Annotated in this window: 9 protein-coding genes and 1 pseudogene; 2 read left to right on the top strand and 8 right to left on the bottom strand. The window is 75.3% G+C overall.

What is annotated here, in order from left to right:
- Positions 1-191 (bottom strand): annotated as a pseudogene (locus ACZ6A9_RS21835) (ABC transporter permease); the annotation flags it as partial.
- 146 nt (positions 192-337) lie between these two features.
- Here ACZ6A9_RS21835 and ACZ6A9_RS21830 point away from each other — a divergent pair.
- Positions 338-970 carry a TetR/AcrR family transcriptional regulator gene (locus tag ACZ6A9_RS21830; RefSeq protein WP_228970104.1) on the top strand — a complete coding sequence of 211 codons (633 nt, stop codon included), beginning with the start codon at positions 338-340 and terminating at the stop codon, positions 968-970.
- Between the two features lie 82 nt (positions 971-1052).
- On the opposite strand, the gene ACZ6A9_RS21825 is transcribed toward ACZ6A9_RS21830, so the two are convergent.
- The 3 genes from ACZ6A9_RS21825 to ACZ6A9_RS21815 form a co-directional block, all read right to left on the bottom strand.
- Positions 1053-1982, bottom strand: a complete 930-nt coding sequence (locus ACZ6A9_RS21825; RefSeq protein WP_468987794.1) for an ADP-ribosylglycohydrolase family protein — start codon at positions 1980-1982, stop codon at positions 1053-1055.
- A gap of 116 nt (positions 1983-2098) precedes the next feature.
- The gene (locus ACZ6A9_RS21820) at positions 2099-3721 is read right to left on the bottom strand and encodes a glycosyltransferase family 2 protein (RefSeq protein ID WP_468987793.1); all 1623 of its coding nucleotides are present in this window, start codon (positions 3719-3721) and stop codon (positions 2099-2101) included.
- Positions 3722-3792: 71 nt separating this feature from the next.
- Complete coding sequence (locus ACZ6A9_RS21815; RefSeq protein ID WP_468987791.1) at positions 3793-4287, bottom strand: MarR family winged helix-turn-helix transcriptional regulator; 495 nt, start codon at positions 4285-4287, stop codon at positions 3793-3795.
- A gap of 126 nt (positions 4288-4413) precedes the next feature.
- Here ACZ6A9_RS21815 and ACZ6A9_RS21810 point away from each other — a divergent pair, with 126 nt between their 5' ends.
- Positions 4414-4827, top strand: a complete 414-nt coding sequence (locus ACZ6A9_RS21810) for an organic hydroperoxide resistance protein (RefSeq protein WP_468987790.1) — start codon at positions 4414-4416, stop codon at positions 4825-4827.
- Here ACZ6A9_RS21810 and ACZ6A9_RS21805 read toward each other — a convergent pair.
- The 4 genes from ACZ6A9_RS21805 to ACZ6A9_RS21790 form a co-directional block, all read right to left on the bottom strand.
- The gene (locus ACZ6A9_RS21805; RefSeq protein WP_468987788.1) at positions 4817-6397 is read right to left on the bottom strand and encodes a hypothetical protein; all 1581 of its coding nucleotides are present in this window, start codon (positions 6395-6397) and stop codon (positions 4817-4819) included. The genes ACZ6A9_RS21810 and ACZ6A9_RS21805 overlap by 11 nt on opposite strands.
- A gap of 98 nt (positions 6398-6495) precedes the next feature.
- Positions 6496-7764, bottom strand: a complete 1269-nt coding sequence (locus ACZ6A9_RS21800) for a hypothetical protein (protein WP_468987786.1) — start codon at positions 7762-7764, stop codon at positions 6496-6498.
- Entirely contained in the window at positions 7761-9977 is a 2217-nt protein-coding gene (locus tag ACZ6A9_RS21795; protein ID WP_468987784.1) for a bifunctional glycosyltransferase/CDP-glycerol:glycerophosphate glycerophosphotransferase, read from the bottom strand. The genes ACZ6A9_RS21800 and ACZ6A9_RS21795 overlap by 4 nt, the downstream gene beginning before the upstream one ends.
- 1 nt (position 9978) lies before the next feature.
- The gene (locus ACZ6A9_RS21790) at positions 9979-12180 is read right to left on the bottom strand and encodes a bifunctional glycosyltransferase/CDP-glycerol:glycerophosphate glycerophosphotransferase (RefSeq protein WP_468987782.1); all 2202 of its coding nucleotides are present in this window, start codon (positions 12178-12180) and stop codon (positions 9979-9981) included.
- Between the last annotated feature and the right edge of the window lie 7 nt (positions 12181-12187).

Raw genomic sequence — 12187 nt, 5'->3', positions numbered from 1 at the left:
GCGGTGAGCTTGGCCTGGGAGAAGGCGAGGATGAAGTGCCGCCGGCCCCAGAGCTGACGGACGTACTCGACGAGGGACGGCCGGGCGCCGCTGACCGTGAGGCCGTGCCGGGCGGCGAGGGCCGCGAGGTCGTCCTCGCCCGGTACCGGGCGGGCTGCTGCGGGAGGCGGTGTGTGGAGGGCCTGACTCACGTCCGCTGCTTTCGCTAGGGGGAGGGGAGGGCAACGGGGTTCGACGTCGGGACGGGACCGTATCGTCGTCACCGGAGAGTAGGTCGAATGCACGTCGGAACGCAACCGTTTCGTCGTGACGGATGCGGCTGCCTATGCTGGTCCGCATGACGACGAACGCAGACGAGCCCCAGCCGCGTCCGCGTCCGCGCCGCAGGGCCCCCGCCGGCGCCGCCGTGCTGCGGGAGGACGTCACGGAGGCCATCAGGGCGGCCGTCTTCGAGGAACTCGCCTCCGCCGGCTACGCGCGGATGTCGATCGAGGGCATCGCACGCCGCGCGGGCGTCGGCAAGACCGCGGTGTACCGCCGCTGGCGCTCCAAACTGCACCTGGTCCTCGACCTGGTCTCCGCGATCGCCGTCCAGGGACTGCCCGCGCCGGACACCGGCTCCCTCGAGGGCGACCTGCGCCTGCTGTACGAGGTCACCTCCCGCGCCCTGCGCCACCCCGTCGCCTCCCAGATCCTGCCCGACCTCCAGGCCGAGGCCGCCCGCAACCCCGACATCGCCGAGGCCCTCCGCAAGGCCCTGCGCGAAGGGCAGGACGGGGTCGCCAAGGGCATCGTCACGGCGGCGGAGACCCGCGGCGAACTCCGCCCCGGCATCGACCACGACCTCGCCCTGGACCTCATCTCCGGCCCCCTGTACTGGCGCTCCGTCGTCATCCGCAGCCCCAAGCTCCCCAAGGGCCACCTGGAATCCCTGACCCGCGCCACGACGGCGGCGCTGAAGGCCCTGTGAACCGGCGGGGGACCGCTCCCGCGGCCTCGTCCGCGGGAGCCCGCCCGCCGGTACGGGCAGCGACTGCCGGGCGGGGGCCGCTTCAGCGGCACAGGCGCCGGGTGAGGGCGGTCAGGCCGGCCGTGGACAGGACCCGGCCGGCGAAGCCCGGCAGCGGCACGTGCAGGGGTTCGGTCCAGCGGGCGGGCACCGCGCCGATGCCGTGCACCGCTCCCGCCAGGCCGCCCGTGACGGCCGCCACCGTGTCGGTGTCGCCGCCCAGGTCGATCGCCGCGCGTACGGCGTCCTCGTAACCGTTCGTTGTGCGCAGTGCCCAGAGCGCCGAGCCGAGGCAGGGCCACACCGCGCCGTTGAACTCGGTGGCCAGGTCCGGGTGCCAGTCGGGTGCGAGGACGGTGGCGTAGCGGTCGCGGTGGTCGGGGTGTACGGCGTCGAGGGTGGCGGCCACGGCGGCGACCGGATCGTCACCGGCCAGGGCCACGCGCACCAGTTCGTGGAAGACGGCCGTGCCCTCCCACGCCGCCCGGTCGCCGTGGGTCAGCGCGGCCAGCCGGCGGGCGGCGTCCATGGTGGCGTCCCGGCCGAGCGGCGCGAAGTACACGGCGGAGGGCGCGGCCCGCATCAACGCGCCGTTGCCCGCGGCACGCTGACTCCTCTGGAAGTGCAGCGCGGCGGCCAGGTCCCAGGGGTCGCCGCTGCTCAGCACCGCCTCCGTCTGGAGGCCGATGTCCTTCGGCTCCGCGGCGGCCCACCGCTGGAACCGGCGGAAGACGTCGGGGAGTTCCAGGCCCCCGCACTCCAGCAGCGATTCGGCGACGAGTACCGCCATCTGGGTGTCGTCGGTCGCCTCTCCCGGGTCCCAGCCGCCGCCCCCGCACATCTCCCCGCCGTGCCCCGCCGCCGGGAAACGGGCGGAGAAGGCGGCCTCGGGGCCGAACTCGAAGGGCGCGCCCAGGGCGTCGCCGACGGCGGAACCGACGACGGCACCCAGCGCACGGTCGAGGAAGGTCATCCGGGCAGGCTAGCCGGGGCGGTGGCGGCACGGGCCCCGGCGGGCCCGCCCGCCGGGCGCCCGCCGGCGGCACGGGCCCCCGGCGGGCGTCCCGAACATGCCCGCGGCGTCGTGGCTCAGGTGCCGGTCACCCCCTGGGTCAGCAGGCGCCGCAGGCGGGCGCGGAGTATCGGGACGACGCCGCGTACGCCGGTCGCCACGCGCAGGGCGAGGGAGCCGGAGTGGGTGGCGTAGGGGTGGACGAGGACGATGCCGTGGCGATGGCTCGGGAGCGCGAGGCGGCGCAGCAGGCCGGGGCCGGCCAGGGCGTGGGCCGTGACCGGGCGGGTGGAGCCGTCCCGGAAGCGCAGCCGCAGCCGCAGGTCCCAGGCGCCGGGGGCGAGGCCGGCCAGCCGGTCCGTGCACAGCGGGGTCTCCGCCGTCCAGGTGTCCTCGGACGACGCCCGCCACGGCACCGTGCGGCGCACGGCCATCCCGTCCCGGTCCCGGTGGCGCCACTCCACCTCCACCTCCGTCGGGCCCGCCCGGGCCGTCCTGCCGTACAGCTCGTGCAGGCGCAGCCGCAGCCGGCCCGCGCGGGGGCGCAGTTCCGCGTCGACGGCGAGCGGGAGGTGGGGCGCGGGGCGGGTCAGCAGGGGCTCCAGGGTGATCCCCGGCAGGGCCGACGACCAGCAGGGCGTGCCGTCCGCCGCGCGGGCGTAGGGCGGGCGGAGCCTGGCCGGCCGGGCCGCCAGCTCCCGCAGGCGGGGCAGGTCGCGCGGCTCCGGGCAGGCCAGGACGACCCGTGCGATCAGCCGGCCCGGGGCGACCGGGTCGCGGGCCCAGTCGGCGGCGTCGTAGTCGGCGAGGAACGCCCGCGTGTGGGTCCACCACTCCCGCCGGTAGGTCTCGTCCCGCAGGGGCAGTTCACGCGCGTACATGCGCAGGTCGTGGTCGAGGAACTTGGCCCTGACCCGGCGTGCCAGCGGTTTCTCCCCGGCGTCCAGCAGGATCCCGTGGGCGGTGCGGCAGGCGTGGGTGCGCGAGCGCCAGTTGTCGGTCCCGGCGCGGGCCAGCGAGATCGACAGCCGCCGCGCGGAGCGGCGGACGTGCCAGACGTACACCCGGTCCGGGATCAGCGCGACGCGCGGGGCGGCGGCCCACACCCGCGCCGTGAAGACGATGTCCTCGTAGGGGAAGCGGCCCTCGGGGAAGCGGATGGCGTGTGTGCGGAGGAAGGCCGTGGCGTAGAGCTTGTTGACGCAGAGCGTGTCGTACACCAGGCGCGGGTGGCGGACGGGGTGGGTGAGGACGGCGGGGGCCGCGTACAGGCCGGGCTCCCACGGCACCTCGCGGCCCGAGGGCAGCTCCCTCCTCACGCACAGGCCGCCGGTGACCTCGGCCCGTGTCCCGGTCGCGGCCGTGAGCAGCGCGTCCACCGCGCCGGGCGGCAGGACGTCGTCGCTGTCCAGGAACATCACGTACGGCGCGGTCACCGCGTCGAGCCCGGTGTTGCGCGGGGTGCCGCAGCCGCCGCTGTTGGCGGGGAGCCGGATCACCCGCAGCCGGGGCTCGTCGGCGGCCAGCCGGTCCAGCAGGCCGGCGCTGCCGTCCGTGGAGCAGTCGTCGACGGCGACGACCTCGCGCACGGCGGGGCCCTGGTCGAGCGCCGAGCGCACGGCGTCGGTCACGTGGGGGGCGTCGTCGTGGCCGATCACGACGACGGCGACGGCGGCGGTCGGGGGGTGTGGGGGGTGCATGACGTCCTCGGGCGCGGTATGGGCTGTTCATACCCTTTGCCCGTCCGAGGGCGTCTCCTACCCGCCGCGGGTCACGCCCCGTCGGCCGCGGCCTTGTCCAGTGCCGTGGTCAGTTCGTGCAGACGGGCGCTCAGGGAGCGGACCTCCTCGCCCTGGAAGCCGGTCGCGGCGAGGATGCGGCGCGGCACCTCCTGGGCGCGCTCGCGCAGCGCGGCGCCCTCCTCGGTGGGCCGGACCTCCACCGACCGCTCGTCGCGCGCGCTGCGCTCGCGGCGCACCAGTCCGGCCGTCTCCAGGCGCTTGAGCAGGGGGGACAGCGTGCCGGAGTCCAGCCGCAGGTGGGCGCCGAGCTGCTTCACGGGCAGCGTTCCGTGCTCCCACAGCACCAGCATGACCAGGTACTGCGGATAGGTGAGCCCGAGGTCCTTCAGCACCACCCGGTAGACGCCGTTGAAGGCGCGGGAGGCGGCGTGGAGGCTGAAGCAGATCTGCTGGTCGAGGCGGAGCCAGTCGTCCGCGGCGCCCGGCAGCGGGGGCGTCGCGGGTGGGTTCCCAGTGGCGGTCATGGCTCCAGGGTAGCTCTCGCGAGCCATTTGGTTGCACGCAATTTAATTGCGTGCTCTACTTGTGGTCGTCAGGCGGCCGGAACCCTCAGGGCTCCGGCCCGGTCACCACTCGAGAGGGGTCTCCCCATGGACGCGCTCTACACCGCCGTCGCCACCGCCACCCACGGCCGCGAGGGCCGCGCCGTCACCTCCGACGGCAAGCTGGACCTCGGTCTGAGCGCCCCCGTGGAGCTGGGCGGCAGCGGTCAGGGCACCAACCCCGAGCAGCTGTTCGCCGCCGGTTACGCGGCCTGCTTCGGCAGCGCCCTCGGCGTGGTCGGCCGGGCGGCGAAGGTCGACGTCAGCGACGCCGCGGTGACCGCCGAGGTCGTCCTCGGCAAGCAGGGCGAGGGCTTCGCGCTCGCGGTGACGCTCCGCGTCGAGCTGCCCGAGGGCATCGAGGAGGAGACCGGCCGCAAGCTGGTCGAGCAGGCCCACCAGGTCTGCCCCTACTCCAACGCCACCCGCGGCAACATCGCCGTCGACCTCGTCATCGAGTAGTCCCGCCGCCCGGGTCCCCGACCCGTGCCAGCACCTCCCCCGTCCGCCGGCTCCACGTCACCACCACCGCCTCCTCGGGCAGCCGCTGCCAGGGCGTCAGCAGCAGCCAGCGCGCGTGGTACCGGCGGACGACCGCGGCCCGCTCGGCGCGGGTCGAACCGGGGTCCAGGTATGCGCGCACGTCCTCCGCCCGCCGCAGCCGCTCCCGTTCGTCCAGCGCGGGGTCCGGCCAGGCGGGCGCCGTGAGGTTCGGCCCGTACCCGGCGAGGGCGTGGACGGCGTGGTAGCCGTCGGTGATCACCACCTCGCCCCGGCCGACGTACCGCGCGGCCCAGTCGTACGACGGCCAGTCGGGCGGCTGTTCGAAGCCCACCGGGTCCACCGCGGGCGGCACCACCGCCCCGGCCTGCACGGTCAGGAACCCGGCGCAGGCCCCCGCGGCCGCCGCCCCGCCCAGCAGCCGCCGCCACACCGGCCACGGCCGGGGCGCCGCCAGCTCCACCGCGAGCGCGAACTGCAGCGGCACCAGCGTGAGCCCCAGGATCCTGCCGTACGTGTAGTGCCCGCTGACCCAGCCGTACGCCACCACCAGGCAGTCCAGGACGAACATCAGCACCAGCGGGTCGCGCCACGAGGTCCGCCGCGCCCGCAGCCACAGCACCGGCAGCCCCAGCAGCGCCAGAGCGAACTGACCGGCCAGGTCCAGGTACAGCCTCCGGTGCATCGCGTCCACACTGCCGTCCCCGGCCAGCGCGAAGACGTCGAAGTACGGCCAGCACGCCGCCACCAGCAGCGCGAGGGCCCCCGTCAGCGCCCAGCGCCCGACGACCCCCGCCGGCCACCGCCGCTGCCGGCCGGCGACCAGCGCCACCGCACCCACCGCCGCCGCGACCGCCGTGATCGGGTGCACCAGCAGGATCAGCCCGTACAGCGCGCCCAGCGCCGCGTACCCCGACAGCGGACGCAGCCCGCCCGGCCCCACGTACCGCACGGCGGCCGCGTCCCGGGCCCGCTCACCCGTCAGCGCCCAGGCCCAGAAGGCGAGCCCGATCGCGCACGCCGACGGGTAGGCGAGATTGCCCGTCAGCGACATCAGGTTCAGGTAGCCGCTCCACCAGGCCCGCTCCACCCCCCACAGCAGCGTCATCGCGGAGAGTGCCAGCACCGGCGCCCACGGACGCGGCGTCAGCACCCGCACGAAACGCCCGATGCCGGTGAGCAGCACCAGCAGGTTGAGCGGCCCGGTGAGCTTGAGGACCTCCCAGCCGCCCAGGCCGGTCAGCCGGGCTGCCACCCCCTGCGCCAGGGCGAACGGCGAGTAGTACGGGCTGCCCGCACCCGGCAGGTCCGCCATCGGGTGCCGGGGGTGCAGCAGATCGTCCCTGAGGCGTTCGACGACCGCCGCGTGCTGGCCGGCGTCGCAGCACAGCGGCACCCTCCAGTACGCCAGGGACATCACGAGCCAGAACAGGAAACCGAAGAGCTGGTACGGGGTGGGGCGCCAGGCCCCGCCGCCGCGCAGCGCCGTGGCACCGCTCACGGTCCGCCGTACGAGGACTCCGGCGCTCATCGGGTGACGGGGAACGAGGGCATGCGAGACATCTGCCGTATGTTCCCCCACGTGTCACGGGCTCGACCTGATCTCACCTCTTCGAGTGACCTCGGCGGTCAGTGCACGCGCTCCAGCGGCGCCGCCCCCTGCGCCGGCACCGCGAGCCGCCGCACCGCCGGCTCCAGCAGCAGCGGCACACCCAGCACCGGCAGCAGCCAGGCCGCGGTGATCAGCCGGTCGCCCCAGATGGCGATGTCCGGGTGCCCCGCCTGGTTGAGGACCCCCGTGCAGGCCGCGGCGACCAGGAAGGCACCGAACGCCGGCCGCCGCCGCGCGCCCAGCACACCCGCGGCCAGGGCGGCCAGGAACAGCGGTTCCCACAGCCGCCGGCGCAGCCACTCCATCCAGAAGTTCCCCTGGAGCTGGAAGAACTCCGCCCAGGGACGCTCCCGGTCGGGCCGGGCGAAGTGGTCGGTGAGCAGGTCCTGCACGCTCTCCGACACCGACGGGTAGTGCAGCAGCCGGGCCAGCACCACCGTGCCCAGCATCCCCGCGCACCCCACCGCGGCGAGCGCCACCACCCCGCGCCCCGGGGGCAGGCCCCGCCGGCGGCGCCGCACGGCGACCGCCGCGCCCGCGCCCGCCAGGCACAGCCCGAGGAACAGCGCCTGCGAGTGCTTCACGGTGAACAGCGCGACCAGCGCGGCGCACACCAGCGCCGTGCCCGCCCGCGTCCCGCGCCCCTGGAGCACCAGCGCACAGCCCCACAGGGCGGCCAGCGTGAGCGCCAGCAGCAGCCCCTCCGTCATCGGGCGCATCGCCGTCGTCCCGCACGGCAGGACGAGGAACAGGACCTGCCCGGTGAGCGCGAGCGGCACCGGCACCGACAGGGTGCGCAGCACCAGGAAGGCCAGCACCCCGCCCGCGCAGGTGATCACCACGCCCGCCGCCCACAGCCCCCAGGTCGCCCCGAACAGGGTGACGAACGGCAGCAGGACCACCGGGTAGCCGGGACGCACCTCGAAGATCCGCATGAACCGCTCCGGCATGAACGGCACGGTGTGCCCGGCCGTCTGCCCGGCCGCCAGCCCGGCTTCGACCGCCCGCCACTCCCGCTCCCGGCACTCATGGAGGACCCGCGGGGCGGGGTCCGGGGCGTGGAAGCGCACCACGTCCACGTTCTGGTCGCGGTGGGCGATCGCCGCCCGGCCCGCGCAGAAGTGGTCGATGGTGACGGCCGCCGCCTCCCGCTTGTCGGCGCCGCCCAGACTCAGCGCGTACGAGAGGTAGTTCTTGCTGTCGGGGGTGTCCCGGCCGGAGACGTTCGCCAGTTGCAGCACCGCGAAGACCGCGGCCAGCAGCAGCACCCAGGTGCGCGGCCTCACGAGGCGGTCAGCCGGCCGCGGTCGCCGGCCTGGGCGGGCAGCCGGGCGGGGCCCGGCGGGCGCTCCGGCAGCGGCTCGCCCAGCATCAGCGCGCGCACCACCCGTTCGGCGGCCCGGCCGTCGTCGAACTCGCAGTACCGCTCCCTGAACGCGGCCCGCAGCCGCTGCGCCTCACCGTCCCGCCACGTCCCGGAGTCGAACAGCCACGCCAGCTCCCGGTAGGAGCGCGCCACATGCCCCGGCGCCTCGGCGGTGATGTCGAGGTAGGCGCCCCGGCTCGCCCGGAAGGCGTCCCAGTCGTCGGCGTGCAGCACGATCGGCCGGTCCAGGTTGGCGTAGTCGAACATCAGCGCCGAATAGTCGGTGACCAGGACGTCGGCGGCGAGCAGCACCTCCTGCACCTCCGGCTCGTCCGTGGCGTCCACCAGCACACCCCGCCGGTGCAGTTCGGCGAGGCCCAGCCCGCGCGCGGGCCCGGCGGCGAGCGAGGGGTGCAGCCGGACCACCAGGGTGCGGCCCTCGCCCAGGTCGGCGGCGAAGCGGGCCAGGTCGATCCGCTCCACCAGCCCGTCCCTGCGGTAGTCGCGGCGGGTCGGCGCGTACAGCACCACCGTGTCGCCCTCCGGGATCCCGAGCCGGGCGCGGACCGCGCGGCCGCTGTCCGGGCCCGCGCCGACCAGGACGTCGTTGCGGGGGCTGCCCGAGCGCAGGGAGGTGAAGTGACAGGGGAAGGCCCGCTCCCACACCAGCTCGGAGTGCCGGTTGGCGACCAGGCTGTGGTCCCAGCGGTCGGCCCGGCGCAGCATCTGCGGCACGTCGAAGCCGTGCCGGGCACCCGGCTTGCCGAGCAGGTCGGCGCCCATGAACTTCAGCGGGGTGCCCTGATGGGTGTGGATGTGCACGCTCCCCGGGCGTTTGACCAGCGCCCCCGACCAGTTGACGTTGTTGACGAAGTACGTGGCCCGCTCGACCGCCCTGCGGTAGCCGGGGGAGTCCAGGAGCACGTACTCGGTGTCCGGCGGCAGCCCGGCCGCCCGTTCCTCGTCGGCCAGCACCCACACGCCCCGGATGTGGGGGGCGATCCCCCGCGCCGCGCGGTGGATCGCCGCCGGGTCGCCCAGTACGCCCCGGTGGGAGAACGCCGAGTACACGGCGAGGTCCGGGTCCAGCGGGCGGCGCAGCGCCGCCCGGGTCCGTACGGCACGCGCCGCCGTCGCGCTGCGCGCCTGCCGGGCCCGCCGGCCCAGCTCCCGTCCCGCCCGCCCGGCCTGCCGCCGCAGCACGTAACCGGTGTAACTCCCCTCCAGCACCCGCAGGTCGGCGGGGATCCGGACGCCCTCCGGCCGGTGCGCGTGGAACATCTCGGCCGTGCGGCGGAAGAACTCGGCCCTGTCGGACGGGGGCAGCCGGTCCGGCTTGGAGAGGATGTCGAGACAGTGCTCGCCCATCTTGGCGTGCAGGAACGGCCGCCAGTGCGCGAGCGCCGGGCGGGCGTCGACGAAGCGGAACACCCGCGCGTACTGCGCGTGGACGTCGAAGTGCTTGCGGCTGGTGGTGGACAGGATGCTGCCCTGGCGTCGCTGCCGGTAGGAGAGGCAGATCCGGTCCAGGGTGGCGATGCGCTCCGCGCTGAGCATCACCGGGAACGTCCAGGGCGTGTCCTCGTAGTAGCCGGGCGGGAAGGTGAAGCCCTCCCGTTCGACGAAGTCGCGCCGGTAGGCCTTGTTCCACACCACCATCAGCAGGTCGAGGATCTCCGGGCGCTCGGCGGCGGTGAAGGTGCCCCCGGCGTTGTCCGCCAGGACGTGGGCCAGCACGTTGCGGCGGGTGCCGCCCCACCAGTAGGTGCGGGCGTAGTCGAAGACCACCACGTCCGGGTCGCCGGTCTCCTCGAGCCGGTCGGCCAGGGCGCGCAGCGCGCCCGGGGTGAGGGTGTCGTCGCTGTCCAGGAACAGCAGGTAGTCGCCGCTCGCGTGCGGCAGCGCCGCGTTGCGGGCCCGTCCGAGGCCCACGTTCTCCGGCAGGTGCAGCACCCGGACCCGCTCGTCCCGGGCCGCGTACGCGTCGAGGATCGCGCCGCAGCCGTCGGGGGAGCGGTCGTCGACGGCGATCACCTCGATGTCGCGGTACGACTGCTCGAGCACCGAGTCGAGGCAGGCGTGCAGGTAGCCCTGCACCTTGTGGACGGGGACGACGACGCTGAAGCGGGGCACGTCAGCTCCTCACCAGGGTGGCGGCCGCGGGGGCGGGGACGCGCTCCGCGAGCGGGATCACGGGCGGCAGCGCCTCGGGCGGCTCACCGAGCAGCACCCGGCGGACCACCCGCTCGGCGGCCCGCCCGTCGTCGAAGGGGCAGAACCGTTCCCGGAACCGGGCCCGCAGCGCGGCCGACTCCGCCCCCGCGTACGAGCCGTCGCGGAACACCCGGGCCAGCTCCTCGGGGGTGCGGGCGACCGGCCCCGGCGGCCCGTCCATCAGGTCGAAGCAGACGCCACGGGTCTCGCGGTAGACGTCCCAGTCGTCGGCGTAGACCACGATCGGGCGGTCCAGGACGGCGTAGTCGAACATGATCGACGAGTAGTCCGTGATCAGCGCGTCGGCGGCCAGGCAGACGTCCTCGGAGGAGCGGTGCGCGGTCACGTCGACGACCCGGCCGCCGTACCCGCGCCCGCCCCGGTCGTAGAAGTAGTGGGCGCGCAGCAGCACCACGACGTCCTCGCCGGCCGCCGCGCAGAACTTCTCCAGGTCCAGGCCGGGCTCGAAGCCGGTGTGGTGGTCGCGGTGGGTGGGCGCGTACAGCACGGCCCTCGCGCCCTCGGGGACGCCCAGTTCCGCGCGGATCCGGGCCACGTCGTCGGCGGTGGCGGTCAGGTACACGTCGTTGCGCGGATAGCCGTACTCCAGCTGCTCGTAGGAGCCGGGGAAGGCCCGCTCCCACACCCGGGTGGAGTGGGGGTTGGAGGACAGGTTGTAGTCCCAGCGGTCCACCCGGCCCAGCAGCTTGCCGAAGCTGCCGGTCGCCGCGGCCACCACCGGGTACGTCGACTGGTCGACGCCCATGGTCTTCAGCGGGGTGCCGTGCTGCGTCTGGAGGTGCACGCTGCCGGGGCGCTTGACGACGCCCTCCGCGAAGTTGGCGTTGTTGACCAGGTACTTCGCGCGGGCCAGCACCTCCCAGTAGCGGCGGCTGCCGATGACCGCGTGCTCGACGCCCTCCGGCACGGTGTGCGCCCGGTCGGCCTCCACCAGGAACACCGAGCGGATGTGCGGGGCCAGCTCCCGCGCCTTCGCGTGGATCGCGGCCGGGTTGCAGGTGTAGCCGCGGCCCCAGTACGCGCAGTACACGGCGAGGTTCGCGTCCAGCGGGCGGCGCAGGTGCGCCCGGTACAGCAGACGGGTGCGCAGGCCCCGGGGACGCGGCACCGCCGCCACTGCCCGGGACGCCGCCCGGCGGGTGCCGCGCAGGGCGGCGAAGGCCGGGTAGGAGCCGGCCGCCAGCAGCCGGTGCTGCACGCCCGGGCTGCCGCCCGGGGGCCGGTACCCGGCGGGGCGGTGCCGGCGGTACAGGGCGCTCGCCCGGCGGAAGAAGGCGCGGCGGCCCGACGTGAGCCGGCGGGGGTGGGCGGCCGTCTTCAGCACGGCGGCGAACAGCTGCTCGAAGAGCGGTCCCGTGCGGGCCGCGGGCACCTCCAGGTCGGCCGCGCGGGAGAGCACCAGCTCGACCTGGTCGAGCAGTTCGGCGTGGTGTCCGCCGGGCAGGTTCAGCCGGTTGCCCTGCCGGCGCACCTGATGCCGGACGACCACCGCGCGGAGCACCGCCACGCGCTCGGCGCCCAGCATCGCCAGTCCGCCCCAGCCGACGTCCGTGAAGTGCCCCCGGGGGAAGGCCAGGCACTGCTCGGCGGCGAAGGCGCGGCGCCAGGCCGCGCTCCACGCCGGCAGGCGCACGCCGGTGAGGTGCGGGGCGCGCTCGGGCGCGAAGGCGTCGTCCGGGGTGTCCGCCAGCAGCGCCGCGGCCGGGTTGGCGGGCTCGCCCTCCCACCAGGGCACGCGCTCGTGTTCACAGTGCAGCACGTCCACCTGCCCGGTCTCCGTCAGACGCGCGTCCAGCGCGGCCAGCGCGCCCGGGACCAGCACGTCGTCGCCGTCGAGGAACAGCAGGTACGTCCCGGTCGCCGCCCGCATCCCCGCGTTGCGCGCCCCCGCCAGACCCTCCGACGGCGGCGCGTGCACGGGGGCCACCCGGGAGTCCCGCTCGGCGTGCCGGGCGGCCACGTCGGCCGCCGGGGACCCCGGGGCGTCACAGACCGGGATCAGCTCGAAGTGACCGAAGGACTGGGCGAGGACGGAGTCCAGCGCCTGGCCCAGCCGACCTGCGACCCCGTGGGACGGGACGATGATGCTGAAGCGGGGCATGCTGCTC

The organism is Streptomyces sp. NPDC041124, assembly GCF_055592385.1.
The sequence above is the reverse complement of the archived record's forward strand: the minus strand, read 5'-3'. Positions and strand labels throughout refer to the sequence as shown.

Bases quoted from the DNA above. Each gene is read 5' to 3' on its own strand.
- ACZ6A9_RS21815 (WP_468987791.1), bottom strand. From the start codon at position 4,287: ATGACCGCCACTGGGAACCCACCCGCGACGCCCCCGCTGCCGGGCGCC.
- ACZ6A9_RS21825 (WP_468987794.1), bottom strand. From the start codon at position 1,982: ATGACCTTCCTCGACCGTGCGCTGGGTGCCGTCGTCGGTTCCGCCGTC.
- ACZ6A9_RS21810 (WP_468987790.1), top strand. From the start codon at position 4,414: ATGGACGCGCTCTACACCGCCGTCGCCACCGCCACCCACGGCCGCGAG.
- ACZ6A9_RS21830 (WP_228970104.1), top strand. From the start codon at position 338: ATGACGACGAACGCAGACGAGCCCCAGCCGCGTCCGCGTCCGCGCCGC.
- ACZ6A9_RS21790 (WP_468987782.1), bottom strand. From the start codon at position 12,180: ATGCCCCGCTTCAGCATCATCGTCCCGTCCCACGGGGTCGCAGGTCGG.
- ACZ6A9_RS21805 (WP_468987788.1), bottom strand. From the start codon at position 6,397: ATGAGCGCCGGAGTCCTCGTACGGCGGACCGTGAGCGGTGCCACGGCG.
- ACZ6A9_RS21820 (WP_468987793.1), bottom strand. From the start codon at position 3,721: ATGCACCCCCCACACCCCCCGACCGCCGCCGTCGCCGTCGTCGTGATC.